Genomic DNA, 25,056 nt, shown 5'->3' on the forward strand with positions numbered 1-25,056 from the left:
AGCCACGGGCGGCGGGGGCGAGCCACTCCGGAAGCCGGCGGAACGGGTCACGCCCTGCTCCCGGCGGCCGTGTCCCTCGTGTTTCAACGACCCCGGCGTATACACACCGGGGTCGCCCTTCCGGGCCGGTCGCACGTGAGAGTGTGCCGACCCGCTTTCATGGTAGCCCCGGTGCGCATGTCGGACATATGGCGTCTCGTGGTTCTCGCGGGTCAGGTTTCGTCAGTCTGCGTACGGCCGTTTCCGGAGGACCGACTGGTGACCAGCCAGGAGCGCGCGGGCTCTGCTGCACGCGCGGTGTCCACCGTGAGGTGGAGGCGGGTTCCGCCGGCCACCGTTCCGACGGGATAGCTGCGCTGCTCGGACGAGGCGAAGCAGCGACGGAGAACCTCCGCGACCTGGCGGGCGGCCTCGGGGGACGAGGCGACGAGACGCACGTCGACGTTCCCGGCGCGGGGCGGTTCCGGTGACTCCACGGGGTGCGGCCGTTCCGGCCTGCCCCTTGCCTCCACCGGGGCGCGGGCCGCGTCATCCGTGGCACCGCCCGGCTCGGCGTCGTCGACCGCGGGCGACGCGGAAGGCTTTGCCGCTCGTCGGTTCTTCGCCCGCAGGCGGCCGATGCCCGGCAGCGCATCGCCGTAGCGGTAGGCCGCGATCCTTGCGTCGTGCTGCGCGTTGAGCTGATGGATCAGGACGATTCCCATGGCGATCACGGCGATGATCAATACTGCGGTGACGACCGTCTCCACGTCCTCACCTCCCTCGGGCGGAGCGCACCGGGGCGGTCCCGTTCGGTGAGGGCTGTACCCCTGCTGGTCGCGGTCATGGCGCGAACCTGTCCCCGGGCTCGTCCTGGACGCTCCGGTCCTGTCGCTGGCCGAGAACGGCACCAGCTCTGATCTGGTGTGCGAAGTGCTCCCGGTATTCCGACCCTACTCCGCCCCAAGGCCCCCGCGATGCACCGTGTGCCGTGCCTCCGGCTCGGTGATCACTCGTCCGTTCCGGACACCGCCGACGGCACGGTCCGTTCGGCTCGGCCGGGGAGTACGCTCGAAGTACCGAGGATATTTCGCGCACCGGCTTCCATGCTCGTGTCGTTTTCGGCGATCGCATAGGCCGGGCCGACTGCGGTCGGCCCGGGGCAGGGTTCGCGTCATGACTGCGACCATTTCCCTCTCGCCGACACTCGAAGACCGGCTCTCGTCTTCCTCCGCCGCTTCTACCTCCCTCCGCCTGTCGCTGGCTCCCGTCGGCTCCGCCCCGGCGCTGCTGGACGGCGCCTGGTGGCCCCGCTCCCGCGATCTGGCGGCGGAACTCCCCTCTCTGACAGCGGTATTGGAGCCGGTGTGGGGGCGGATCACCCGGGTCACGGTGAATCCCACCCACTGGCCGGTCGTCCCGCGCAAGGTGCCCGTCGGCGGGCACGTGGTGAAGGTGGGCTGGTTCCTGGCCGAGCAGGACCCGCACGAACTGCTGCTGCTCTCCTACCGCTCGGGCCGCTGGAACCTGCTGGTGATCCCGCCGCGGACGGATCCCGTCTCGGCCGCCTGGCTGATGGCCGCCGCGAGCGACCCACGGGGCACGTCGACCGCGAGCGGGTTGATGGAGGAGGCGGCGCGCCTGCGAACGGCGTCCGAGACCGACCGGGCCGTGGAAGCGGTCTGGGACTCCGAGGGAGGGCACGGGGCCCGCGTTCCGGCTGCGCGTGCACGGATCCCGGGAGTCATGGCCGAAGGCGGAGTCGAGCCGTTGCATTTGTCGCGGCCCGGTCCTCTGCCGATGGGGATGTGAGGACCATGGAGACCTTCGCGACCCTGGTCGTCGTCATGGCGATGATCGCTCTGGGTGTGCTCCTCGTCCACCTGGCCAACCGGCAACACGCGATCGCACCGCCGCCTTCCATCAAGGCCGCCCCTGGGCGGCCTGGCGGAGACGCCGCCCCCGGAAGGGAGTGAGGTGAGTCCCCATGATCCCCACGATCCCCCTGCTCCCCGTCAGGCTCCTGGCGGACACCGGCAGGGAACCGATACTCCCCGGCACCGCGGTCCTGCGGATGGAGATGACGCCCCGGCGCACGGGGACGTTCGACGGTGCGTGGTGGCCGCGGTCACGCGACTTCCAGAGTCAACTGTCCGGGCTGCTCGCCGTGTTGACCGCCCGGCTGGGTCCACTCGCCCGTGTCGGACTCGACGCGGGCGCCTGGGACGAGAGGCCGGGCCATCTGGTCGTCGACGGTCGTACCGTCCGCATCGACTGGTCGGCCGTCGGCGACGACACCATGATCGTCACTCGGGGCGACCAGGACCACTTCATGTTCCTGGTGATCCCTCCGCAGACGACTCCTTCGCTCGCTCGCGCCGCGATGGCCATGGCCGTACGGGACGACAACGACGCCTCGGCCGAACGGATTCTCGCCGCCACCGGCGTCACCCCCGCCGACCGGACGCCCGTACTGCCCGGCGCTCCCGGCTGGTAGCCCGGCGGATCGCACATCGCGGGCTCCGGTGCCGGAGGCCGCGTTCAGGAACCGAGTTCAGGAACCGAGGGCATGAACTCGGTTCGCCCGGGCCGGGAGTTCAGCCCGTCCGTCACCGCGCACGCACACCCGACACCCGCACGCGTCCGGACAGAGGAGCCATGGCCCTTCCACAACTGAACGTCCGCCGGTACGAACGCGGCACCCGCGCTCTGATCACCCTCGCGGGAGAGATCGACCTGGCCACGGCACCGCCGGCGCGCGAAGCGCCTGCCGAGTGCCTGAGCGATGACATCCGCAGCAGACTCCCTTCGCTCCCTGTCGCCTCGTTCCCGGTCGCCGGGGCGCGATCGGGTCGGATTCCCGTTGCCACGGTCGGTGCGCGGTGACGCCCCCGCTCGGCCGGCAGCAGCCGCCGCTCGGTGACGGCAGCACACCGTCCGCCATGGACGCGTTACGCCTGCGCCGGCTGAACCGCTGGCAGGCCGAGACCCTCAAGGAGGATCTGGCCGATCTGTACGTGGAGTCCTTCCGGGCGCAGCCCGGCGAGGGGTACCGGAGCCGGGAGGCGTTTCTGCGGCGGCTGACCGGCGCCGTCCGGCGGCCAGGCTTCGCCCTGCTGATCGCGGAGAGCACCGCTTTCGCCGGGTGTGTCTACGGATTCCCGGTACGGCGCGACGGTACGTGGTGGCGGGGGTTCGACGGGCCCCTCCCGCGGAGCGTCGAACAGCTCACGGCATCCGGGCACGTCTTCGCGATCACCGAGACAGTGATCCACCCCCACACGGACGACCAGCGCCTGGCCCGCCGCCTTCAGTACCGTCTGCTCGCCGAGCATCACGCCTCGCTCGGGGCGACGTTGGTGGAACAAGGCGACTCGGCGGTCTGCAACGCCTTCCTGTCGTGGGGCTGGCAGGACATCGGACTGGTTCGTCGGCCGTCGGACCAGCAGGCTCTCCGGCCGTCGGACCCCGAGGTGCTACGAGCCATGGTCCTTCCACTCGGAATCGGGCCGAGTGCGACCGCCCACCCGGACGGGCTCACCCACGACAACCGCACCCAGCGGCCCGGCTGACGAACGCCGTTCAGTGCGGCGCCCGGCGGGGGTCATCGCGTTGCCGACGGATCCGCGTATTCGAGGACATGACGCATAGTCGGAAATGCGAATCAGATTATTTACGGACCACTGTCCGCTGTTTGCCTGAGGGAGAAATACCCCTGTTTCGTTGCAGCTGGGGCAAGGATATTTCTGCGTAATATGCGGCAGCAGTGAAAAGGCTTCCGGGTGATCGGTAGGGCCCGGTACGCCACGGCCCCCACAGAAAATGGCTTTGATGAAGCTGAAGATCCCTCAAGCAGCTGACCGCCGCACTCTGTCCGGCTTGCTGGCCTCCGCCCTCGCGGCGACGGTGTCCGCTGCGATGGTCTTCCTGACGCCGACGGCCGCGTCGGCGATCGCATTGCCCGTACCTCTGGGCACCACCGCCACTTACTCCGTTCTGGCGGGTCAGGGAGTCACCAACACCGGCAACTCGGTGCTCGCCCACGACCTCGGGACGCACCCGAATCCGGCCATCACCGGATTCCCACCCGGCCAGGTGGGAGGCGCCATCCATCCTGCGGACGCCGCGGCCCTCCAGGCCAAGGCCGACCTGCTCGTGGCGTACAACAACGCCGCCGGCCAGGCCGTGGACTTCGCGCTTCCGGCGGGAATCGGCGGCGGTCCGGCGCTGCTTCCCGGCGTTTACCACGCCACAGCCGGTGTCGGCATCACCGGCGACCTGGTCCTGGACGGTCAGGGCAGCTCCGACGCGGTCTGGGTGTTCCAGATTCCTGAGTCCCTGACGACGGCGACCTCCAGCCGGATTCTCCTCACCAACGGCGCTTCGGCGTGCAACGTGTTCTGGCAGATCGGCGAGGATGCGTCGCTCGGCGTCACGACCAGCTTCGTCGGCACCCTCATGGCCGAGAACTCGATCACCGTGAACCAGGGAACGAACGTCGAGGGCCGGTTGCTGGCCGAGGTGGGTTCTGTGACCCTCAACAACAACAGGATCTTCCTCGGCGGGTGCGCGGCCTCCACCACTGGTGGAACGACGACGGGAACGACCACCGGCACCACCACCGGCACCACCACCGGCACCACCACCGGCACGACCACCGGCACCACCAGCGGGGGGCTCCTCGGCGGCGGCCTCGTCAGCGGTGGCCTCGTCACCGGTGGCGTCCTGGGCGGGCCCATCGTCGGGACCGGCGGCACCTCGGGCAACACCGCAGGTAACTCGTCCGGAAACACCGCGGGCAACACCGCCGGGAACAACGCGGGCAACACCGCCGGGAACACCACGGGCGGGAACACCGCAGGCAACAGCGCCGGAAACACCACCGGCGGGAACGGCCCCGGCGGGAACGGCCACGCGCCGGGCGGACCGGGCGGACCGGGCCACGGTGGCAACGGCGGCAACGGCGGCCACGGAAAGCATGACCACGGCGGCAAGCTCGACCTCGGGCAGTACATCCACCCCGGTAAGCCCGACCACGGCAAGTACGACCACGGTCAGGACGACCACGGCAAGTACGACCACGGCCAGGACGACCACGGCAAGCCCGATCACGGTAAGTACGACCACGGTCAGGACGACCACGGCAAGCAGTCGGACGAGAACTTCGGCTACGACGACGTGCCCAAGAGCCACGAGGGCGACGACCACTCCCAGGGTCACGAGGGCTAGGCAGCGCACTGCGGTCGGTCCGGTCACCGGGTGACGGCGCGCGGCGGGATTCTCATCGAGTCCGCCGCGCGCCGTCGGGGGCAGCCGACGCGGAAAGCAGGTGCGAGCAGCTGAAACGAGAAAGACAGGGTACGCGGTGTCGAGCGGAATTGACTCAGCGGATGTGAAGGAAGTCCTGCACTCCGAATCAGGTCCGGTCGTGCAGGAATGTGCGGACGCGACGGCTGCGCCGCCCAAGATGCCGAGAGGTGCCCGTGCGCTGAAATTCGGACTGTGCGCCACCGTGGTCCTGTGCCTGGTGGCGAGTTTCGTCCACGTGCTCCTGGTGTTTCTCCACGTGGCACCGGCCAACACCGTCTCCAAGCGATACAGTCCGCTGATCAATTCATGGGTGTATCCCTTCTTCGAACAGAATTGGCGGCTTTTCGCTCCGGACCCCGAAGCCGTCAACCGGCAGATTCTGGCGAGAACCGCGCGCACCGGCTCCGACGGATCGGTTCAGGTGAGTCCTTGGTTCGACCTGACCGCCGTGGACCGTTCCGCGGTCGTGCATGATCCGTTCCCGAGCCACACGGCACAGAACATGTTGCGCCGTGCCTGGGCCGGCTACGTCGACTCGCACGGCGGCGACGACAAGGCGCGCACCGAACGCGCCCTGATGATGCAGAAGTACCTCGGCAACATCGCCGCGGACCGCGCCGCCGCCCGCAGGAACGGCCCCTTCGACTTCATCCAGCTCCGCGTCGTCACACTGCCCATCCCCGTGGCCGGCCCCGCCGCCGGCAATCGCCCGCCGACGCCGGCCGAGAACCGGCTCCTGCCCTGGTGGAAGGTGACCCGCCATGGAAAATGAGGCGCAGAGGTCCGTGTTCGCCGGCCTCGACCGATGGCTCGCCGACCGGATCACCGTCGTGTGGGACCTGCTGACCGGCCGTCCGGTGTCCCTGTACGCGGCGTCGGTGCTGCGCATCGGCTACGGACTGCTCTACCTGATCTTTCTGCTGCGTGAGTTCCCGCACCGTGACGAGATCTGGGGTCCGGGTTCCGCGTGGACGCCCGCCCTGGCACACCAGCTCTTCGAGCAGACGGGCTGGTTCAGCGTTCTGGTCCTGTCCGACAGCCGTGCCTATTTCGAGCTCTGCTACGTGCTGGCGCTGGTCACGGCCGCACTGTTCATGCTGGGCTGGCGAACCCGTGTCCTGTCGGTCCTCTTCGCCGTCGTGGTGACCTCGTTCCACGGCCGGGCGATCTTCATGACGGACGGGGGCGACAACCTGGTCCTGCTGATGTCCCTCTACCTCGTCCTCACCGCATGCGGCCGCCGCTGGTCCCTGGACGCACGCAGAAACGGGCTGAAGGCGGCCCGTGCGGGCAGCGCCCCGGAACCGGTCGGGAGTGCCCTCGCCCGGCAACTCCGCGATGCCAGGGCCACTTTGATCACGGCGGTGCACAACTGCGGCATGTTCGTCATCGCGGCGCAGGTCTGCTTCCTCTACGGATCAGCCGGCCTGTACAAGGTCCAGGGAGCCTTCTGGGGCGGCGGCACAGCGCTCCACTACGTCCTGAACCTCGAACTGTTCCAGCCTTGGCCCGCCGTCTCGCACTTCGTCGACGAGCACACGCTCGTGGTCGCCGTCGCCGGCTACCTGACCGTGCTTTTGCAGGTGGCCTTCCCGTTCGTGCTCTTCGGCAGGCTCAAGTACCCCGTCCTGGCGATGCTGCTGGGCATGCACATCGGCATCGCCGTGCTCATGGGGCTGCCTCTCTTCTCCGGCGCGATGATCGTCGCGGACGCCGTGTTCCTTCCCGACCGCTTCTACGCCTCCCTGCTTCACCTCTGCCGACGCGCGCTGCGGCGGACGGGCAGCAGTCGCCCGGTGCCCGGACCAGCGGCACGCCCCGGAGCCGTACCCGCGCAAGGCGGGCCGGGTCGTGCGCCCGGCCCGCCGCATCGACTCGTGCTCCCGACAGGGCGGAAAGACACGATCCCTGCCACCGAGCCGACGGCCCCCTCGGCAACGGCTGAGTGACCCTGCCACGGCCACGGGAGCTCCATCCACCGGTCAGCGGGGAATGTCGGGGAGGCCGAGCGCCTCGCGCTCGACACGCTGACGACGTGGCGAATCCTATTTATTACCCAAGAGGACTCTGGAAGAAAACTCGCTCGACACATGAAGTGCGGAATGAGATTCGTGGGAAATAAATGAAGAAACGCTCTCCTTGTATTTCCCGACGTCAGGGTCACTCATTTGCTGCGCATCTGGAGAAGGGGTAGCGGCGTTGGAGGGATATGACGAAAGCTAGGTCCCAGGGCCTGCCTCAACGCCACGCGAGGGCGGATAATATGCCTGCGGTCCGCGATCTGACAGCGCGGAAATATACTCTCCCGTCCGGTGCGGCAAGTTCGGAGTTTGCGGTGCAGGGCACCGTGATCGGGGGTGGCGTGTTGGCCGAATGTCAGATCACCGAGCCACTGCTTCGCGAGTTCCTCGCGCTGCTGGAGGCGATCCAGGAGGAACTCAATTCACGATGGAACGGCCAGGGAAACTTCGGCCGTCACGTGGACCATGCCCGACGGGCGCATTCCTGTGAATCATGACTATGTAGATCCTTCCTTTGCGCGTCGTGAATGGTATTCCGAGGCATACTCCTACGGGTCGGGTGCCGGCTGGAACGGTGGACCTGTCGACGGCGTGCACGCGGGGGTTTCCCTGACCCCGCCCGACGCGGGCTGGGACCCGGTCGAGGAGCTCGCCTACCTCATGCAGGAGGCTGTTCCGGCGGAGCAGACACCCAGGGTGCCACCGCCGCGCAGCGAGCCCTCGTCCGGCGTCGACTTCACCGACCCGATGGAGGGCCTGGCGCAGATCACCGCTCAACTGCCCCCCACCCGAGGCCCTTCCGCCGGACATCGGAAGATGCGAGGGCGAAAACTCCGACGCAAGTGGTTGCAGACCGGCAGCTTCGTCATCGTCGCACTCGTCGCCGTCATGGTGGCGATGGTCAGCGTTTTCGGCGGCGTGGTGGCCTACACACCTCTGCAGAAAATCACCTCCGGGACGGGAGGTGGAATGGTCCCCTCGTGGCCTCTTCTCGTGTACGGCCCCTGGACGGTGGCCTCTCTCTCCATCCTCCGGACTGCTCTGCATCAGCGCCGAGCCGTGCACTCATGGTTCATCGTTCTGCTCTTCTCCTCCGTTGCGATAATGCTGTGCGTTGCGCAGGCGGACAGGACCTTCACCGGTATCGCGGGGGCTTCCCTGCCGGCTCTCGCGTCTCTCGCATGCTTCCAGCAACTCGTCCGGCAAATCACGTTGACCCTGCCACCGAGACAGGGCACGCGCCGCCACCGCCAGTAGCCAACGAGTTCTGCGTGGTCCGTCCCGAGAAGAACCTCGTTCAGTAGACGATCACTCTCCAGCGCTCGACCCACAGCAGCCACGCGCCGCCCGTGCCGCGTACCTGGACGCGGTCGGGTTCCACCTGCCAGGCGGTGCCGTAGAGCGTGGCGTCGGGGAGGTCCACCCTGACGATGTCGTGGACCTCCAGGTCGTCCTCGACCGGGCGGGCCCACGTGTGTGCGCAGTGCCCGCAGCCGTAGCGGACCACATCGCGTCCCGCGGCGGTCGTCGGGCTGCCGGGGCGGACCGCCTCGACGAGGCATCGAGGGCAGGGGTCGGCCGTGTGTGCGCCTGCTGATCGGGACATCGTTCGATCCTGCTGCGGAGCGGCGCAGGACGGCAACCTCGATCAGCCGTCGTGGAGGCGGAGTTCCTCTCGGTAGGTGTTGGCCAGGGTGGTGGCGCGGGTGAACCAGTCCGTCAGGACGGCGGTCTCCTCGGGGGAGTAGTCCGCGAAGAGTGCGTCGAGGCGGGCGTAGTACGGCGCGTAGAGGGCGTGGACGCGAGCGACGGCGGAGGGGATCGCGGCGACGCGGACCCGGCGACGGTCCGCCGGGTCGGGGCGGCGGGTGACGTAGCCAGCGCGTTCCAGACGATTGAGGATGCCGGTCACGGCGCCTGTCGTGACGTGGACGCGGGTCGCGAGGTCGCCGGCGGTGAGCAGGTCCTCGCCGGCCTGGACGACGTAGGCGAAGCAGGTCAGGTCGGTGACGTTCAGGCCCAGGCGCTGGGCCATCTCCTGCTGGCCGACCATGCTGGCCGCGATGAGGTCGTCCATCGCCGCGAGCGCTTGCGCGGGGGTGGCGGCGGGGCGGCCGTGGTGCGGCGGTGTCGGCTCGGCTGGCATCTCGGGGCTCTCTTGTTCCTGTTCCTGGCTGAGGAGTCCGCGCGGGGCTGCGGATCTGCGGGGCTGAGGGTCTGCGGTCTGCGGGCGTTGGTTTCTGCTGGGTCCTTGTTATCTGCTTTCGGTTTCTCTTACCCTCTAAGAGGTTCAGCACCGCAACTTCTTAGAAGGTGAGGTAAGTGTGGCAGGGCATCTGTACGACGAGGGGCATACGGTCGCCGGCTGGACCGGCGTCGGCATCGTGACCGTCGGGACCGCCGTGGCGGGGGTGGGCGTGTGTGCCGTGTCCGGGGTTCTCCTGGTCGGCGGACTCGTGGTCGTGGGGCTGGGCGCGCTGGTCACCTGGGGGCTGCACCTCGCCGGGTGGGGCAAGCCGCCGGGGGTGCGGCCGCGGGCGGAGTGGGGGATGCGGGTCCGGGATCCGTGGGCCCGGGACGGGCATCCGGAGTGCGTGGGATGCCGGCTCGCGGGGCGCGCGTCCCAGGCCCTGCCCGTGGTGTCAGTGCCTGGGCCTACCGTGGTGGGTGATGGCACAGGCATGGAAGTGCGCGGGGCTGCGGTGGTCGGCGGAGGGGCCGGAGCTGACGTGGGACGGGGGGCGTCGTAGCCCCTTGTCCTGGGGGAAGCGGGTCTCCTTCGCGGTGGTGGACGGGGGCGTGCGGGAGTGTGCGGGGGCTCGGGGACATGCGTGTCCCCGGCGGGTGGTCGTGTCGGGGAGGAGCGCGGGCGGACGGTGCGAGGAGTGTGCGCGGCTGGACCGGGCGCACTCGGTCGCCGCGGACCGCGTCGCCGACGACCCGCGGCCGTACCGCGTGTACCTCGCGTGGTTCGGGCCCGGTCTGGTCAAGGTCGGGATCACGGCGGTCGAGCGGGGCTCGGTGCGGTTGCTGGAGCAGGGCGCCGTCTGCTTCAGCTGGCTCGGCGGCGGGCCGCTGATGGCCGCGCGGCGCACCGAGGAGCTGCTGCGGGCCGCTCTGCGGGTGCCGGACCGGATTCCGTACGCCGTGAAGCGTGCGGTGCGGGCCGCGCTGCCGGAAACGGAGGCGGAACGGGCCGAAGAGATACGCGAGGTGTACGCGCGAGCCGTGCAACTGGGCGGCTGGCCCGAGTCGTTGGAGCGCACACCCTTCCGGCCGGTCGATCACGTGCGGGCGTTCGGGCTGTTCGGAGCGTCGGCCGCGTTCGGGGAGGTGGGCGAGCTCGTCCCCGGCGGAGCGGTGGCCGGGGAGCTCGTGGCGGCCGCCGGCCCCGATCTGCACCTCGCGACCCCGGCCGGGGTGGTCGTGCTCGACACGCGGTTGATGCGGGGGTGGCAGCTCGTGCCGGTGGCGGGCGGTGAACCCGCCTTCCCCGTACGGCACTTCGAGGTCGGGGCGGACCATCGTCAGGACGGACTGTTCTGAGGAGCCGTGCGGGCCTGCGACGAGCCGGGCAGGGAGTCGGCTCGGCAGCGAGTCGGCTCGGGTGAGGAGTCGGCCTGGGTAAAGAGTTGGATCCCGCTCGGATCCCTTTCGGTAAGAAGGGTGGACCGCAGTGGGGCGTCCGGCTGATCGTGGGTGACATGAGCGAACAGCGCGTGACACCTGTTTCGGGACTTCAACCCCCTTACTACGCCGCGGTCTTCACCTCCCTGCGCACCGAGGAGGACGCCGGCTACGGAGAGACCGCCGAGCGGCTGGGCGAGCTGGTCAAGGACGTCCCGGGGTTCCTGGGGGAGGATTCGGCCCGCACCCCGGGCGGACTCGCCATCACCGTCGCGTACTTCCGCGATCTCGACGGGATCGAGCAGTGGCGGGCGCACGCCGAGCACCGGGCGGCCAAGGAGTACGGACGGGCGCACTGGTACGAGCGGTACTGCCTGCACATCGCCAAGGTGGAACACAGCCACGGGTTCGAGCGGACCCCCCAGGCGATTCTCACGGAACGCGCGTCCTGAGGGCGGCACAGCATGCCCAACCGGGCATACCGTCCTCCGCGGCCGATGCGGAGCAGAGGGGTTCCCAGGTGTTGCCTGAGAGGCGCCTGTGCGTTTCTCAGGGAAATCACAGATTAGTGAAAGAGTGCTCTCAGGGGGCCCGGCCAAGGTGTTCACCATGACCACGACCTCGCCCCAGGGGCGCACCGAACTGCTGAGGCCGGACGGGAGCCCCGTCCGAGTGCTTGTGGTGGACGACGAGCTGTCGATCACCGAACTGCTGTCCATGGCCCTGCGCTATGAGGGATGGCAGATCCGGAGTGCGGGAGACGGCACGGGTGCCATCCAGACCGCGCGGGAGTTCCGCCCCGACGCCGTCGTCCTGGACATGATGCTGCCTGACATGGACGGGCTGACCGTCCTGGGACGGCTGCGTCGTGAGCTGCCCGAGGTCCCGGTGCTGTTCCTGACGGCCAAGGACGCGGTCGAGGACCGGATCGCCGGTCTCACCGCGGGCGGTGACGACTACGTCACCAAGCCGTTCAGCCTCGAAGAGGTCGTGGCGCGGCTGCGTGGGCTCATCCGGCGCTCCGGTGCCGCCGACCGGCGCTCCGACTCGGTGCTCGTCGTCGGGGACCTCACCCTCGACGAGGACAGTCACGAGGTGTCGCGGGCCGGGGACAACATCCACCTGACCGCCACCGAGTTCGAGCTGCTGCGCTTTTTGATGCGCAACCCGCGGCGCGTGCTCAGCAAGGCCCAGATACTCGACCGTGTCTGGTCGTACGACTTCGGCGGTCAGGCCAACGTCGTCGAGCTGTACATCTCCTACCTGCGGCGGAAGATCGACGCGGGACGCGAACCGATGATCCACACCCGGCGCGGCGCCGGGTACCTGATCAAGCCCGCCGTGTCATGAGCGGGCGACGACGGCCGAGTCCGCAGAAGCGACGAGCGGGGAAGCCGCGCACCCTGCGGACGCGGCTCGTCGTCGTGTCCGTGACCCTGATCGCCGTGATCTGCGCGGTGATCGGCACCGTGACCACACTGGTGCTGCGGGACCACCTGTACGGGCAGTTGGACGGGTCCCTGAAGGAGGCCACCATGCGCCTCTCCGGCGGCCCCGCCGGAGGACCCGGTGGCAAGGACGCAGCCAAGAACGACAACGGCGCCGCCGGCAGCAACGCCAACGCGCCCCAGAAGCAGATGACCCTCGACGAGTTCGTCAGTCAGGGGCCGGGGCCGCAGAGGGCCCTTGCGGCCGCGGTCGAGAACGGCTCGATCACCAGCGGCCAGGTCGGCGAGAAGAAGAACGACGACAACAACATCCCGCGGATGGACCCCCAGGACCTCACCGAGACCCAGATCAAGGTGCTCGGATCGGTCGCGCAGGACGGGAAGCGGCACACCGTCGAGATCCCCGGTCTCGGCACCTACCGGGTCCAGTACATCAACGGCAACAACGGTGACTACTACGTAGGCATCCCGACCTCCGACGTCGACAACACCATCAACACCCTGATCCTCGTCGAGATCAGCCTCACTGTCGCCGGCCTCATCGCCGCCACCCTCGCGGGCACCGTCATGGTCAGCGTCGCCACCCGCCCCCTGCGCAAGGTCGCCGCGACCGCCACCCGGGTCTCCGAACTCCCCCTGCACACCGGCGAGGTCAACCTCAGCGAGCGGGTGCCCGAGGCCGAGACCGATCCGCACACCGAGGTCGGGCAGGTCGGGGCCGCGCTCAACCGGATGCTGAACCATGTCCACGGCGCCCTGCACGCCCGCCAGGAGAGCGAGATGCGGGTCCGCCAGTTCGTCGCGGACGCCAGTCACGAGCTCCGTACGCCGCTCGCCTCCATCAGGGGATACGCCGAGCTGACCCGGCGCGGCCGGGAAGAGGTCGGGCCCGACACCCGGCACGCCCTCGGGCGTATCGAGTCCGAGGCCGGCCGGATGACCTTCCTGGTCGAGGACCTGCTCCTGCTCGCCCGGCTCGACGCGGGGCGCCCCTTGCAGTTCGAGCAGACCGACCTGGTTCCGCTGGTCATCGACACCATCAGCGACGCCCGGGCCGCCGGACGCGACCACGTCTGGCGCCTCGAACTTCCCGACGAGCCCGCGCTCGTCTCCGCCGACGCGGCCCGCCTGCAACAGGTCCTCGTCAACCTCCTCGCCAACGCCCGGACGCACACGGCGCCCGGTACGACCGTCACCGCACGCGTGCAGCGCCGCGGGCCGTGGCTGTGCGTGGACGTCCAGGACAACGGTCAGGGCATCCCGGCCGATCTGCTCCCGCATGTGTTCGAACGATTCGCCCGAGGCGACTCGGCGCGCTCCCGTACCACCGGTTCGACCGGCCTCGGCCTCGCCATCGTGCAGGCCGTGGCGACCGCGCACGGCGGCGCGGTGACGGTGGACAGCGTGCCCGGACAGACCGTCTTTACCGTGCATTTGCCGGCCCTTGCCCCCGCCGTTCCCCAGCCCTCCCCCGAAACGAACTGGCAACTCGACTCACAGGTCGAGCACAGTGCCACCACATGGGTGCAACAGGGCGCCTGACGAAAGTCGATGTCATGCGAACCGACTCTTCTCCCGGCACCCTGCCGGCGCGGGAGCACCTCCCGGCCGACACCGCCGGTACGCCTGTCCTGGACGTAGTGATCCCCGTCTACAACGAGGAGAAGGACCTCCAGCCGTGCGTCCGGAGACTGCACGACCACCTGACGCGAACGTTCCCGTACTCCTTCCGGATCACGATCGCGGACAACGCGTCGACGGACACCACCCCTCTGGTGGCGCAGCGGCTGGAAGCGCGCATCCCGGAGGTCAGGAACTTCCGGCTCGAGCAGAAGGGCCGCGGCCGTGCGCTGCGGACCGTCTGGTCGGCCTCGGACGCCCCGATCCTCGCGTACATGGACGTGGACCTGTCCACCGACCTCAACGCGCTGCTGCCGCTGGTGGCACCGCTGATCTCCGGCCACTCGGACCTGGCGATCGGCTCCCGGCTGGCCCGTAGCTCCCGCGTGGTGCGCGGGCCGAAGCGGGAGTTCATCAGCCGCGCCTACAACCTCATCCTGCGCGGCTCGCTCCAGGCCCGCTTCTCGGACGCGCAGTGCGGGTTCAAGGCGATCCGGCGTGATGTCGCACAGATTCTGCTCCCCCTGGTGGAAGACACCGGCTGGTTCTTCGACACTGAGATGCTGGTACTCGCCGAACGTGCCGGCCTTCGTATCCACGAGGTGCCGGTCGACTGGGTCGACGACCCGAACTCCACGGTGCACATCGTGAAGACGGCGACGGACGACCTGAAGGGGGTATGGCGCGTGGGCCGGGCGCTGGCCACCGGTTCGCTTTCCCTGGACCGGCTGACCAGGCCGTTCGGCGACGACCCCCGCGACCGCGACATCATGGACGTACCCAAGGGCCTGGCCCGCCAGCTTGTCGGCTTCTGTGTCGTGGGTGGCCTCTCCACCCTCTTCTACCTCCTGCTCTACACCGTGTTCCGCCAGTTCGGCGGATCCCAGGTCGCCAACGCGCTGGCGCTGCTGGTGTCGGCCGTCGCCAACACCGCCGCCAACCGCCGGCTCACCTTCGGGGTGCGCGGCCCCGGCGGGGCCGTCAAGCACCAGGCCCAGGGCCTGGTCGTCTTCGGCATCGGCCTCGCGCTGACCAGCGGCTCGCTCTTCGCCCTGAACACGGCGACGTCGAGTCCCGCGCACTCCACCGAACTGGCGGTGCTGATCGCCGCCAACCTCGCGGCGACCGTGCTGCGCTTCCTGCTCTTCCGCGTCTGGGTGTTCTCCGACCGGCGCGAGGGCGACGAGCCGGCGAACGGTGTGACGGCCGCCCCGGGCGCCTCCGCCCCGGCCCCCCGCGCCTCCGCCCCCGGCGCCTCCTTCCCGCACGCCTCCGCACCGACGTACCCGACCGGCGCTCCGCAGGCAGGCGCCCAGCAGACCGGCGTGCCGCAGACCGGCGCCCAGCAGGCCGGCGGCGCCTCCGTGCCGCTGCCGCAGCGGCACGTCGTGCACCCGCACGACCACAACACGACCACTCAGTTCCGCGCCGGCGAAGCCGCGGACGGCACCTGGAGGGACGCGACCATGCAGATGCTGCCGGTACGCCGCCCCCATGACACCGACCCGGGGGACGCCCGATGAGCACCGACATCGACCGGACGACGACCTGGGATCCGCCGCCGACCGCGGCGCCGGTCGGCACGGACCCCGACGCCCGGGAGACGGCCGTCCCGGCCCCCGAGTCGGGTGAGCCGAAGCAGCCCTGGCACCGCAGACTGTGGCGCGGCCGTCCCGAGGACCCCCGCTGGGCCCGCCCGGCCTTCCTCGGCCTGCTGGCCGCCACCCTCCTGCTCTACCTGTACAACCTGAGCGCCTCCGGCTACGCCAACTCCTTCTACTCCGCGGCCGTCCAGGCCGGCAGCCAGAGCTGGAGGGCCCTGTTCTTCGGCTCGCTGGACGCGGGCAACGCCATCACCGTCGACAAGCCCCCGGCCTCGCTGTGGCCGATGGCGCTGTCGGTCAGGCTCTTCGGTCTGAACTCGTGGGCGATCCTCGTCCCCGAGGTGCTGATGGGCGTCGGCTCGGTCGCCGTCGTGTACGCCTCGGTGCGCCGCCGGTTCAGTGCCGCGGCCGGTCTGATCGCGGGCGCCGTGCTGGCGCTGACGCCGGTCGCCGCGCTGATGTTCCGGTTCAACAACCCGGACGCGATGCTGGCCCTGCTGATGGCCGTGGCCTGCTACATGGTGGCCCGCGCGCTGGAGGACGGCCGGACGAAGTGGCTGGTGTGGGCCGGGGTCGCGATCGGCTTCGCGTTCCTCGCCAAGACCCTCCAGGCCTTCCTGATCCTGCCGCCGCTGGCGATCGTGTACGCGGTGTGCGCCCCGGTGAGCGTGAAGAAGCGGTTCGGCCAGCTGGCCGTCGCCACCGGCGCGCTGATCGTGTCCGGCGGCTGGTGGGTGGCGATCGTCGAACTGTGGCCGGCCTCCTCCCGCCCGTACATCGGCGGGTCGCAGAACAACTCCTTCCTGGAGCTGACCTTCGGCTACAACGGTCTCGGCCGCCTGAACGGCGAGGAGACCGGCAGCGTCGGCGGCGGCGGTGGCGGCGGAGGCACCGGCCAGTGGGGTGAGACCGGCTGGGACCGGATGTTCAACTCCGAGATCGGCGGCCAGATCTCCTGGCTGCTGCCGGCCGCGCTGATCCTGCTGGCCGGCGGTCTGGTGGCCACGCGGAAGCTGAAGCGGACGTCGACGACCCGCGGTCTGTTCCTGGTGTGGGGCGGCTCGCTGCTGATCACCACGATCGTCTTCAGCTACATGGCGGGCATCTTCCACCAGTACTACACGGTGGCCCTCGCTCCCTACATGGCGGCCGTGATCGGCATGGGCGCGGGTCTGCTGTGGGAGAAGCGGTCCGAGCTGTGGGCCTCGATCACCCTCGCGGCCTCGGTCGTCGCGGCGGCTTCCTGGTCGTACGTCCTGCTCAACCGCACCTCCGACTACCTGCCCTGGCTGAAGTGGCTGGTGCTGATCGGCGGCCTGGCCGCCGCGCTCGGCCTGACCTTCGCGGGCCGGATCAATCGTCAGCTCGCGCTCGCGGCGGCCTCCGTGGGCCTGGTGGCCGCGCTGGCCGGACCGACGGCGTACACCGTCAGCACGCTCCAGGAGGGCCACACCGGCTCCATCGTGACCGCCGGCCCGTCCGGCGCGAGCATGATGGGCGGCGGCGGCCCGGGCGGCGGTGGCGGTGGCCGAGGCGGCTTCGGCGGTGGCCAGAACCAGAACGGCAACGGCAACACGCAGAACCAGGGTCAGGGCCAGAACCAGCAGGGTGGCGGCACCGGCGGCTTCCCCGGCGGGGGCATGCCGGGCCAGAACCAGCAGAACGGCAACGGCGGTACGCAGGGCCAGGGCCAGAACCAGCAGGGCGGTCCCGGCGGCCAGACCGGTGACGGGGGCGGCATGGGCGGCGGTGGCGGTGTCGGCGGTCTGCTCAACGGCGCCTCGGTCACCGACGAGGCCAAGAAGCTGCTGGAGGCCGACTCCGGCAAGTACACCTGGGCGGCGGCCGCGATCGGCGCCCAGAACGCCGCGAGCTACCAGCTCGCCACGGGTGACGCGGTGATGGCGATCGGCGGCTTCAACGGCACCGACCCGTCCCCGACGCTGGCGCAGTTCAAGCAGTACGTGACCGACGGGAAGATCCACTACTTCATCAGCAGTGGCTCCGGCGGCGGCATGAGCGGCAGCAGCGACGGTACGTCCTCGCAGATCACCTCCTGGGTCGAGGCCAACTTCAAGAAGGTGACGGTCGGTTCGGCCACCTTCTACGACCTGACGCAGAAGGCGAGCAGCTGACGCTTCGCGGGTTTCGCGGGTGAGGTGGGGCGGTGACCACGGTCGCCGCCCTTCCTCGTGCCCGCTCCTCGTGTCCCGCCTCACGCGCCCGCCGCATGTCCCGAGGCATGTCCCGAACAATTTTGTTGTACGGCGTATGAGAACAGTTCTACGGTGTAGAACATGACTACGTCCCCCTCCCCGACCCTCCTGGGAAGCTCCCCCGGACATCCCCGGCGCTGGCTGATCCTCGGTGTCATCTGCCTCGCGCAGCTCACCGTGCTGCTCGACAACACCGTCCTGAACGTCGCCATCCCCTCGCTCACCCGGGAGCTGGACGCGGCCACCGCCGACATCCAGTGGATGATCAACGCGTACTCGCTGGTGCAGTCCGGTCTGCTGCTCACCGCCGGTAGCGCCGCCGACCGCTACGGCCGTAAGAGGATGCTGGTCGCGGGCCTGGCGCTGTTCGGCATCGGTTCGCTGGCGGCCGGTCTCTCGCAGACCACCGCCCAGCTGATCGCGGCGCGGGCCGGGATGGGTGTGGGCGGGGCGCTGCTGTTGACCACCACCCTGGCCGTCGTGATGCAGGTCTTCGTGTCCGAGGAACAGCCGAAGGCGATCGGCATCTGGGCCGCGGTGAACTCGCTGGGCTTCGCGACCGGCCCGCTCATCGGCGGCTTCGTGCTCAACCACTTCTGGTGGGGCGCGATCTTCCTGATCAACCTGCCGGTGGCGGCGCTGGGCCTGGTGGCCGTCGTCGCCCTGGTCCCCGAGACGAAGAACCCGCAGGGCGACCGTCCCGATCTGCTCGGCGCGTTCCTGTCGACCGTCGGTATGACCTCGCTGGTCTTCTCGATCATCTCCGGTCCCTCGCACGGCTGGGCGTCGTCGCGGGTCCTGGTGAGCGCGGGGCTGGCGGTCGTCGCCCTCGCCCTGTTCGCCTACTGGGAGACGAGAATCCCGTACCCCATGCTCGACCTGGCGTTCTTCCGTGACCGACGGTTCACGGGCGCGGTCGCCGGCGCGGTCCTGGTCACCTTCGGGATGGGTGGCGCGCTGTTCCTGCTCACCCAGCAGCTGCAGTTCGTCCTCGGCTACGGCCCGTTGGAGGCGGGTTTGCGCACCGCGCCGCTGGCGCTGACCGTGGTGGCCCTCAACTTCACCGGACTGTCGGCGAAGGTGATGGCCAGGCTCGGTGGGCCGGTGTCGGTGCTGGTGGGGATGGCGCTGGTGGCGGGGGGCCTGACGGCCGTCGCCACGCTCGCCTCGGGCGGCTACTCCGGGATGCTGATCGGGCTGCTGCTCATCGGTGCCGGGACGTCGGTCGCCAGCCCGGCGATGGCGTACGCGATCATGAGCTCGATCCCGCCGGCGAAGGCGGGGGTGGGCGCGGGCGTCAACGGGACGCTGGCGGAGTTCGGCACCGGGTTGGGGGTCGCCGTGCTCGGCGCCGTGCTGAACGCGCGGTTCGCGGCCGTGTCCCTGCCGGTGGCGTTGGCGGCGGCGAACTCGGTGGCGGAGAAGGCGCGGGTGATCGACTCGTTCTCCTCCGGGTTGGAGGTCAGCCTCCTGATCGGAGCGGCCGCCGTGCTGCTGGGCGGGGTGGTCGCCGCGGCCCTGCTGACCCGGGCGGAGCGCAGGGAGGAGCCGTCGGTGCGGGTCGTCGCGTGAGGGCGGGAGCTCCGGCATGTCGATCCCCGCGTGCGGACGGTGGCTTCGGCGGTGGGCTTCGGCATGCCGAGCCCGGTCGGCTCCCCGGCGCGACGGAACCGCATGTCAGGGCGGTCCCCCGCGCCACGACGGCAGCCCTCGGCCTAGCATCTTCCCCAGTTACCGGAAGGAAGGTGCCTTGCCATGGCCGAGACCGCCAAGGGCGCCGCGCATCGCAGTGTGTGGCTGGAGGGCAGGGCACGTCGGCGTGGCCGTGGCGGGGGACAGCCCTCCGGACTGGACCGGGACCGGATCACCGAGGCCACCGTGCGGCTCCTGGACGCGGAGGGGCTCGCCAAGTTCTCCATGCGGCGGCTCGCGGCCGAGCTGAACGTGACGGCGATGTCCGTGTACTGGTACGTCGACACCAAGGACGACCTGCTCGAACTCGCCCTGGACAGCGCCTTCGGCGAGCTGACGGCGCTGCCCGACCCGGCGGACGAGGACGCGGACTGGCGTGAGCAGCTGCGCGCGCTGGCCACGGAGTACCGCGGGCTGCTGGTCCGCCATCCGTGGCTGTCCCCGCTGGCCGGCCACTACCTCAACATCGGCCCGAACTCGCTCGTCTTCTCCCGCACCGTCCAGCAGGTCGTACGCCGCACCGGCCTGCCCGCGTACGGGATCACCGGCGCGATCTCGGCCGTCTTCCAGTTCGTGTACGGCTACGGCACGATCGAGGGCCACTTCTTCGCGCGGGTCGCGGACACCGGTCTGACCCCGGACGAGTACTTCCACCAGGCCATGACCGCGACGGCCGGCGCCCCGCAGACCGCCGAGATCATCGAGGAGTCGAAAGCCCTCATGGCGGCCCGCGGCGGCGACACGGTCGAGGAAATGATGAGCCGCGACTTCACCTTCGCCCTGGACCTGCTGATCGCAGGCATCGAGGCCATGGTGAAACGCGGCTGACCCCGGGCTCCGTGGCCCGACGGGCTCCCGGCTCCTGGCCCGGCGGCTTCGGAGCTCCTGGCTCGCCTGCCCCCACCTGCCGGTCGGGGCAGGCGGCCCCCGCCTACTGGTCGGTGACCAGTCGGGCCGGGAAGCCGCCGGTCGCGATCGGGCCCCAACGTTCCGGGGTGATCCGGATGATCGACTTGCCCTGCTTCAGCATGGCCCGGCGGTACTCGTCCCAGTCAGGGTGCTCGCCGGCGATGTTGCGGTAGTACTCCACGAGCGGCTCGACGGAGTCGGGCGTGTCGATCACCTCGGCATTGCCGTCGACCTGGACCCACGGCCCGTTCCAGTCGTCGCTGAGCACGAGCACGGCGACCCGCTCGTCCCGCTTGGCGTTGCGCGTCTTGGCCCGCTCGGGGTAGGTGGAGACGACGATCCGCCCCGAGTCGTCGACCCCGCAGGTCAGCGGCGAGGCCTGGGAGCTGCCGTCGGCGCGCCGGGTCAGCAGGATCGCGCGGTGCCGGGGCCGTACGAAGTCGAGCAACTCGTCCAGGGAGACCTTGGTGTTCGTCGCGATGTTCGGTGCCATGGCGTCAGCCTAGGCGCAGCGGTGCCCGTTCCGGCTGACCCTGCCGTGCCTACGCCTGGGGCAGTGTGTCGCCCTGCACCGCCTGGACGTCCAGCTCCACCTTCAGGGTCGTGCCGATGGCCGCGATGCCCGCCTGGACGACCTGGTTGTAGTTCATCGCGAAGTCCTCTCGGTGCAGCTCCGTCGTGGCCCGGAAGGCGGCCCGGGTGCCACCCCAGGGGTCGGAGCCGGTGCCCAGATAGGCGAGGTCCAGGTCGACGGGACGGGCGACCCCGTGCAGGGACAGCTCGCCGTGGACGGTCCAGCGGTCCGGGCCCGCCGGGGTCATTCCGGCGGAGCGGTAGGTGATCTCCGGGTACGTCTCGACGTCCAGGAAGTCCGCAGAGCGCAGGTGGGTGTCGCGCATGGCGTTGCCGGTGTCGATGGAGGCCGCACGGATCACCGCGTCCACGCGGGACTTGGCGATGTCGTCCGGGGCCACCTCGATCGCCGCCGAGAACCGCGTGAACCGCCCGCGCACGCTGGAGATGCCCAGGTGCTGGGCGACCGCGCCGACGGCGGAGTGCGCCGGGTCGACGGTCCAGGGTCCGGGCGGGGGCAGTTCCGTGCCGCCCCGCCGGGCCAGGGTCACGGTCCCCACCTCCGCGCGGCCGCTTGCCGTCACGATCGCGCTGGCAGCCGCGGGCGCGTACCCGACGGCCGTGACGATGACGGTGTACGCCCCCGGGACCAGCGCGGTCGCGTCCCGGACGGCTCCTTCCCCGTCGGCCTCGGCGCGCAGCACCTGGCCGCCCGCCATGTCGGTCACCGTGACGACCGCGTGCGACACGGCCCACCCGTCCCGCGTACGGATCTTCGCGGTCAGTCCCATCTCATGTACTCCTCGAACTGGAACCGGCCCGGTGCGGGGCAGAAACCCCCGCACCGGGCCGGAGCCGATATCTGTCGGAACTACTCGCCGGGGTGGGCGAGTTCGATGTCGTGGCCGTCGATGCCGGCGCCCGCCACGGTCAGCGCGGTGGCCACCGGCGGGTAGCCGGTCGCGATGACCGTGTACTCGCCACCGTCGAGGTCGGCGAAGGCGTACGCCCCGTCCGCGCCGGTGGTGGCGGTGCCGACCACGTTGCCCGCCGCGTCGACGAGCGTCACGCGCGCGTCGGCCAGCGGACCGTACGGCGCCCGGACGACGCCCTGGAGCTGGGCACCCGCTTCGAGGACGACCTCCGCACGGGTCACGCCCGTCGCGCCGACCTCGACGGGCAGGGCGCGCGGCCGGAACCCGACGGCGTTCACCGCGACGGTCACGGCGCCCGGCACCAGCTCGGCGAAGGAGAACTCGCCCTGCTCGCCGGTGGCCGCGGTGGCCAGCAGATCGCCGCGCACATCGGTGACGATCACCATGGCGTCCTTGACCGGCTCACCCGACCCGGCGGCGCGCACGACACCGCTGAGGCCGCTGGTCCCGCTGAGCAGGATGTCGTACGCGACGGGCTCCCCGTTCACGACGATGGTGGAGGCCTGCGGCTGGAAGCCGTCGGCGGAGGCGATCAGCACGTACGAACCCGTGCCCGGCGCGTCCAGTCCGTAGGAACCGTCGGCCTGCGCGACCGACCGGCCGAGCTGGCGTCCGGCGAGCGAGATCAGGGTGACGGCGGCCTGCGGGACGGGCGCGCTCTCCGCGCCGCGCACGAAGCCGTGCATCGGGATGCCGCCCGAGGGCGCCTGGAGGGGTTCGGCGGTGGCGACGGCGGCGAGTCGCTGCGTGCCCTGCGGACCGGCCTCCCGACCCGGCTCGGCAGCCGTCTCGGCGACCGCCCAGCTGGGGACGTGCTCCTCGGCGGGAGCAGTGACCGTGGCCGGAGCCGCAGCGGCCGCGGTGGTCGCGGTGGCCGTGGCCGGGGTCTCCGTCTCCGCCGTGGCGGCCTGCGCCAGCGCGCCCTTGGTCCGCAGCGGGACCTCCTTGATGAACAGGGTGATCAGAAGGGCGAGCAGCGCCAGGACGGACGCGATCAGGAAGACGTCCGCGATGCCGTGGCCGTACGCGCTCTCCATGACCGTGCGCAGCGGCGCGGGCAGCTTGTCCATGTCCGGGATCGAGCTGGACGAGCTCGAACCGGAGGCGAGGGAGGCGTACTTGGGGCCGAGGTCGGTGATGCCGTCCTTGGCGTAGTCGGTGATCCGGTTGGCCATGACGGCGCCCAGCGCCGAGACGCCCATCGCACCGCCCAGGGACCGGAAGAAGGTGACCGTGGAGCTGGCGGAGCCGAGGTCCTTCGGCTCGACCTGGTTCTGCGTCGAGAGCACCAGGTTCTGCATCATCATGCCGACACCGAGGCCCAGCAGGGCCATGAAGACCGCGGTCTTCCAGTACTCCGTGTCGTAGCGGATGGTGCCCAGCAGACCGAGGCCGGCCGTGATGAGCACGCCACCGCTGACCAGCCAGGCCTTCCACTTGCCGGTCTTGGTGATGAACTGCCCGGAGACGGTGGACGAGACGAACAGGCCGCCGATCATCGGGATCGTCATGACGCCCGACATGGTCGGGGACTTGTCCCGGGCCAGCTGGAAGTACTGGGCGAAGAAGACCGTGCCGGAGAACATCGCGACGCCGACGAACATCGAGGCGATGGAGGACAGGGTGATGGTGCGGTTGCGGAAGAGGCGCAGCGGGATGATCGGCTCGGTGGCCTTCGACTCGACGAGCACGAAGATCAGCCCGAGTGCGATCGAGCCCGCGACCATCGCGTACGTCTGCCACGACAGCCAGTCGTACTTGTCACCGGCGAAGGTGACCCAGACCAGCAGCAGCGACACCGCGGCGGAGATGAAGAACGCGCCGGCCCAGTCGACCTTCACGTCCCGCTTCACGGTGGGCAGGTGCAGGGTCTTCTGGAGCACGATCAGCGCGATGACGGCGAAGGGGACGCCGACGTAGAAGCACCAGCGCCAGCCGAGCCAGCTGGTGTCGGTGATGACACCGCCGAGCAGCGGACCGCCGACGGTGGCGACGGCGAAGGTCGCGCCGAGGTAGCCGGAGTAACGGCCGCGCTCACGCGGGGAGATCATCGCCGCCATGACGATCTGCGCGAGGGCGGACAGACCGCCGACGCCGACGCCCTGCACGACACGGCAGGCGATCAGCATGCCGGGGTTCTGCGACAGACCGGCGGCCGCGGACCCGAGCACATAGATGACCAGCGCTATCTGGACGAGCGCCTTCTTGGGGTACAGGTCGGCGAGCTTGCCCCAGAGCGGGGTGGTCGCCGTCATCGACAGCAGGGTGGCGGTCACGACCCAGGTGTAGGCGGACTGGCCGCCGCCGAGGTCGCCGATGATCTCCGGCAGGGCGTTCGAGACGATCGTGGACGAGAGGATCGCCACGAACATCCCGAGCAGCAGCCCGGAGAGGGCCTCCATGATCTGCCGGTGGGTCATCGGAGTGGCCTCGGCGGAGCCGTGGGACCCTCCGCCGTGCTTCGCGTGAGCCCGCACACCGGCTGGTGTGGTCGTTGCCATGGGCTTCCTTTTCCTATGTTGCTTGTGCGGGTGTACGGGTGGTCGGTGTCTGTTCGCTTACGGGAACGGGAGGCGGCGGCACGGGCGGGGCCGTCGGCCGGTGCGTGACCGTTCGGCAGTCGCCGAAGCTGGCGCGCAGCCGGGTCAGCAGGGCGATCAGCCGGCCGACCTCGGCGTCGGTCCAGTCGTCGAGCCGTTCCGCCAGCAGTTCGGTGCTCCGGCGTGACAGCTCGACGAGCATCGCGTGGCCCTCGGGCGTGAGGTGCAGGATGCGGGAGCGCTTGTCCGCCGGGTCGGGGGAGCGTTCGATCCAGCCCCGGTCGGCGAGGTGCGCGGCGTGTCGGCTGGTCACGGACATGTCGACGGCGAGCAGCTCGGAGAGAGCGCTCATGCGCATGTCGCCGTGGCGGCCGAGGAGCGCCAGTACGCCGGCCGAGCCCGCGGAGCAGTCGGGCGGCAGGATCCGCCCGAGGTCCCGCTTGACCGCCCCGACGGCACTGAGCTGACGCGCCAGCTCCTCGTACTGCGCCTGCCCTGCCATCACACCTCCCAGTTTGTTGCTTAGGGCAACCATAGGAGCGGTTGGTTGCTACAGGCAAATAAAGCGGCCCCGAGGCCCGC

General features: G+C 70.1%; 24 protein-coding genes. 17 read left to right on the forward strand and 7 right to left on the reverse strand.

The genetic code is table 11. From position 1 onward, the window contains the following. Positions 1-212 precede the first annotated feature (212 nt). Positions 213-476 (reverse strand): hypothetical protein, encoded by a 264-nt coding sequence (locus OHU34_RS22005; protein ID WP_142267938.1) that lies wholly within the window; start codon positions 474-476, stop codon positions 213-215. 679 nt (positions 477-1,155) lie between these two features. Here OHU34_RS22005 and OHU34_RS22010 point away from each other — a divergent pair. The 8 genes from OHU34_RS22010 to OHU34_RS22045 all read left to right on the forward strand — a co-directional run bounded on the left by OHU34_RS22010 (position 1,156) and on the right by OHU34_RS22045 (position 8,567). Beyond that, complete coding sequence (locus OHU34_RS22010; protein WP_142265080.1) at positions 1,156-1,791, forward strand: DUF5994 family protein; 636 nt, start codon at positions 1,156-1,158, stop codon at positions 1,789-1,791. 5 nt (positions 1,792-1,796) lie between these two features. Then, entirely contained in the window at positions 1,797-1,955 is a 159-nt protein-coding gene (locus tag OHU34_RS22015; protein WP_160159986.1) for a hypothetical protein, read from the forward strand. A gap of 11 nt (positions 1,956-1,966) precedes the next feature. Further along, positions 1,967-2,476, forward strand: coding sequence for a DUF5994 family protein (locus OHU34_RS22020; protein ID WP_405767937.1), 510 nt, complete (start codon positions 1,967-1,969; stop codon positions 2,474-2,476). Positions 2,477-2,861: 385 nt separating this feature from the next. Continuing rightward, on the forward strand, positions 2,862-3,551 hold the full coding sequence (locus OHU34_RS22025) for a hypothetical protein (RefSeq protein WP_405767939.1): 690 nt from the start codon (positions 2,862-2,864) through the stop codon (positions 3,549-3,551). Between the two features lie 259 nt (positions 3,552-3,810). Beyond that, on the forward strand, positions 3,811-5,208 hold the full coding sequence (locus tag OHU34_RS22030; protein ID WP_405767941.1) for an ice-binding family protein: 1,398 nt from the start codon (positions 3,811-3,813) through the stop codon (positions 5,206-5,208). 238 nt (positions 5,209-5,446) lie between these two features. Further along, positions 5,447-6,061 (forward strand): DUF5819 family protein, encoded by a 615-nt coding sequence (locus OHU34_RS22035; protein ID WP_142267935.1) that lies wholly within the window; start codon positions 5,447-5,449, stop codon positions 6,059-6,061. Beyond that, positions 6,051-7,238 carry an HTTM domain-containing protein gene (locus OHU34_RS22040; protein ID WP_405767944.1) on the forward strand — a complete coding sequence of 396 codons (1,188 nt, stop codon included), beginning with the start codon at positions 6,051-6,053 and terminating at the stop codon, positions 7,236-7,238. Before OHU34_RS22035 ends, OHU34_RS22040 begins: the two co-directional genes overlap by 11 nt. Before the next feature lie 537 nt (positions 7,239-7,775). Then, positions 7,776-8,567 (forward strand): DUF2637 domain-containing protein, encoded by a 792-nt coding sequence (locus tag OHU34_RS22045; protein WP_405767946.1) that lies wholly within the window; start codon positions 7,776-7,778, stop codon positions 8,565-8,567. 40 nt (positions 8,568-8,607) lie between these two features. On the opposite strand, the gene OHU34_RS22050 is transcribed toward OHU34_RS22045, so the two are convergent. Together OHU34_RS22050 and OHU34_RS22055 are read right to left on the reverse strand one after the other, a co-directional pair. Continuing rightward, the gene (locus OHU34_RS22050) at positions 8,608-8,916 is read right to left on the reverse strand and encodes a hypothetical protein (RefSeq protein WP_200839730.1); all 309 of its coding nucleotides are present in this window, start codon (positions 8,914-8,916) and stop codon (positions 8,608-8,610) included. 42 nt (positions 8,917-8,958) lie between these two features. Then, positions 8,959-9,456, reverse strand: a complete 498-nt coding sequence (locus OHU34_RS22055; protein ID WP_142265077.1) for a MarR family winged helix-turn-helix transcriptional regulator — start codon at positions 9,454-9,456, stop codon at positions 8,959-8,961. A 178-nt stretch (positions 9,457-9,634) separates the two neighbouring features. Between OHU34_RS22055 and OHU34_RS22060 the strand changes: the two genes are divergently transcribed. From OHU34_RS22060 to OHU34_RS22100, 9 genes are all read left to right on the forward strand, one after another. After that, on the forward strand, positions 9,635-10,060 hold the full coding sequence (locus tag OHU34_RS22060; protein WP_142265076.1) for an HGxxPAAW family protein: 426 nt from the start codon (positions 9,635-9,637) through the stop codon (positions 10,058-10,060). After that, positions 9,981-10,856 (forward strand): DUF2797 domain-containing protein, encoded by an 876-nt coding sequence (locus tag OHU34_RS22065; RefSeq protein WP_142265075.1) that lies wholly within the window; start codon positions 9,981-9,983, stop codon positions 10,854-10,856. Before OHU34_RS22060 ends, OHU34_RS22065 begins: the two co-directional genes overlap by 80 nt. A gap of 158 nt (positions 10,857-11,014) precedes the next feature. Next, positions 11,015-11,389 carry an antibiotic biosynthesis monooxygenase gene (locus tag OHU34_RS22070; protein ID WP_142265074.1) on the forward strand — a complete coding sequence of 125 codons (375 nt, stop codon included), beginning with the start codon at positions 11,015-11,017 and terminating at the stop codon, positions 11,387-11,389. Positions 11,390-11,546: 157 nt separating this feature from the next. Next, positions 11,547-12,287 (forward strand): response regulator transcription factor, encoded by a 741-nt coding sequence (locus OHU34_RS22075; RefSeq protein WP_020131327.1) that lies wholly within the window; start codon positions 11,547-11,549, stop codon positions 12,285-12,287. Beyond that, positions 12,284-13,927 carry a HAMP domain-containing sensor histidine kinase gene (locus tag OHU34_RS22080; RefSeq protein WP_142265073.1) on the forward strand — a complete coding sequence of 548 codons (1,644 nt, stop codon included), beginning with the start codon at positions 12,284-12,286 and terminating at the stop codon, positions 13,925-13,927. Before OHU34_RS22075 ends, OHU34_RS22080 begins: the two co-directional genes overlap by 4 nt. A gap of 14 nt (positions 13,928-13,941) precedes the next feature. Continuing rightward, the gene (locus OHU34_RS22085; protein ID WP_405767951.1) at positions 13,942-15,528 is read left to right on the forward strand and encodes a glycosyltransferase; all 1,587 of its coding nucleotides are present in this window, start codon (positions 13,942-13,944) and stop codon (positions 15,526-15,528) included. Next, complete coding sequence (locus tag OHU34_RS22090) at positions 15,525-17,744, forward strand: glycosyltransferase family 39 protein (protein WP_405767954.1); 2,220 nt, start codon at positions 15,525-15,527, stop codon at positions 17,742-17,744. The genes OHU34_RS22085 and OHU34_RS22090 overlap by 4 nt, the downstream gene beginning before the upstream one ends. Before the next feature lie 162 nt (positions 17,745-17,906). Continuing rightward, entirely contained in the window at positions 17,907-19,397 is a 1,491-nt protein-coding gene (locus OHU34_RS22095; RefSeq protein WP_142265070.1) for an MFS transporter, read from the forward strand. Between the two features lie 183 nt (positions 19,398-19,580). Next, positions 19,581-20,345 (forward strand): TetR/AcrR family transcriptional regulator, encoded by a 765-nt coding sequence (locus OHU34_RS22100; protein WP_200839729.1) that lies wholly within the window; start codon positions 19,581-19,583, stop codon positions 20,343-20,345. Between the two features lie 103 nt (positions 20,346-20,448). Here the strand turns inward: OHU34_RS22100 and OHU34_RS22105 are convergent, their stop codons facing one another. From OHU34_RS22105 to OHU34_RS22120, 4 genes are all read right to left on the reverse strand, one after another. After that, entirely contained in the window at positions 20,449-20,919 is a 471-nt protein-coding gene (locus tag OHU34_RS22105; protein ID WP_142265069.1) for a PPOX class F420-dependent oxidoreductase, read from the reverse strand. A 49-nt stretch (positions 20,920-20,968) separates the two neighbouring features. Beyond that, positions 20,969-21,790, reverse strand: coding sequence for a YceI family protein (locus OHU34_RS22110; RefSeq protein ID WP_142265068.1), 822 nt, complete (start codon positions 21,788-21,790; stop codon positions 20,969-20,971). 80 nt (positions 21,791-21,870) lie between these two features. Further along, positions 21,871-24,435 carry an MFS transporter gene (locus OHU34_RS22115; protein ID WP_405767959.1) on the reverse strand — a complete coding sequence of 855 codons (2,565 nt, stop codon included), beginning with the start codon at positions 24,433-24,435 and terminating at the stop codon, positions 21,871-21,873. A 13-nt stretch (positions 24,436-24,448) separates the two neighbouring features. Then, positions 24,449-24,976: a MarR family winged helix-turn-helix transcriptional regulator gene (locus tag OHU34_RS22120; RefSeq protein ID WP_230195299.1), complete on the reverse strand. Its 528-nt coding sequence runs from the start codon at positions 24,974-24,976 to the stop codon at positions 24,449-24,451. Positions 24,977-25,056 lie beyond the last annotated feature (80 nt).

The sequence above is a fragment of the Streptomyces sp. NBC_00080 genome (genome assembly GCF_045041255.1).
GTDB classification, from domain to species: Bacteria; Actinomycetota; Actinomycetes; order Streptomycetales; family Streptomycetaceae; genus Streptomyces; species Streptomyces coriariae.

Coding starts and splice junctions, on each gene's coding strand:
- OHU34_RS22010 (WP_142265080.1), top strand. CDS start 1,156: ATGACTGCGACCATTTCCCTCTCGCCGACACTCGAAGACCGGCTCTCG.
- OHU34_RS22015 (WP_160159986.1), top strand. CDS start 1,797: ATGGAGACCTTCGCGACCCTGGTCGTCGTCATGGCGATGATCGCTCTG.
- OHU34_RS22020 (WP_405767937.1), top strand. CDS start 1,967: ATGATCCCCACGATCCCCCTGCTCCCCGTCAGGCTCCTGGCGGACACC.
- OHU34_RS22030 (WP_405767941.1), top strand. CDS start 3,811: ATGAAGCTGAAGATCCCTCAAGCAGCTGACCGCCGCACTCTGTCCGGC.
- OHU34_RS22035 (WP_142267935.1), top strand. CDS start 5,447: ATGCCGAGAGGTGCCCGTGCGCTGAAATTCGGACTGTGCGCCACCGTG.
- OHU34_RS22040 (WP_405767944.1), top strand. CDS start 6,051: ATGGAAAATGAGGCGCAGAGGTCCGTGTTCGCCGGCCTCGACCGATGG.
- OHU34_RS22045 (WP_405767946.1), top strand. CDS start 7,776: ATGCCCGACGGGCGCATTCCTGTGAATCATGACTATGTAGATCCTTCC.
- OHU34_RS22050 (WP_200839730.1), bottom strand. CDS start 8,916: ATGTCCCGATCAGCAGGCGCACACACGGCCGACCCCTGCCCTCGATGC.
- OHU34_RS22055 (WP_142265077.1), bottom strand. CDS start 9,456: ATGCCAGCCGAGCCGACACCGCCGCACCACGGCCGCCCCGCCGCCACC.
- OHU34_RS22065 (WP_142265075.1), top strand. CDS start 9,981: ATGGCACAGGCATGGAAGTGCGCGGGGCTGCGGTGGTCGGCGGAGGGG.
- OHU34_RS22070 (WP_142265074.1), top strand. CDS start 11,015: ATGAGCGAACAGCGCGTGACACCTGTTTCGGGACTTCAACCCCCTTAC.
- OHU34_RS22075 (WP_020131327.1), top strand. CDS start 11,547: ATGACCACGACCTCGCCCCAGGGGCGCACCGAACTGCTGAGGCCGGAC.
- OHU34_RS22080 (WP_142265073.1), top strand. CDS start 12,284: ATGAGCGGGCGACGACGGCCGAGTCCGCAGAAGCGACGAGCGGGGAAG.
- OHU34_RS22085 (WP_405767951.1), top strand. CDS start 13,942: ATGCGAACCGACTCTTCTCCCGGCACCCTGCCGGCGCGGGAGCACCTC.
- OHU34_RS22090 (WP_405767954.1), top strand. CDS start 15,525: ATGAGCACCGACATCGACCGGACGACGACCTGGGATCCGCCGCCGACC.
- OHU34_RS22095 (WP_142265070.1), top strand. CDS start 17,907: ATGACTACGTCCCCCTCCCCGACCCTCCTGGGAAGCTCCCCCGGACAT.
- OHU34_RS22100 (WP_200839729.1), top strand. CDS start 19,581: ATGGCCGAGACCGCCAAGGGCGCCGCGCATCGCAGTGTGTGGCTGGAG.
- OHU34_RS22105 (WP_142265069.1), bottom strand. CDS start 20,919: ATGGCACCGAACATCGCGACGAACACCAAGGTCTCCCTGGACGAGTTG.
- OHU34_RS22110 (WP_142265068.1), bottom strand. CDS start 21,790: ATGGGACTGACCGCGAAGATCCGTACGCGGGACGGGTGGGCCGTGTCG.
- OHU34_RS22115 (WP_405767959.1), bottom strand. CDS start 24,435: ATGGCAACGACCACACCAGCCGGTGTGCGGGCTCACGCGAAGCACGGC.
- OHU34_RS22120 (WP_230195299.1), bottom strand. CDS start 24,976: ATGGCAGGGCAGGCGCAGTACGAGGAGCTGGCGCGTCAGCTCAGTGCC.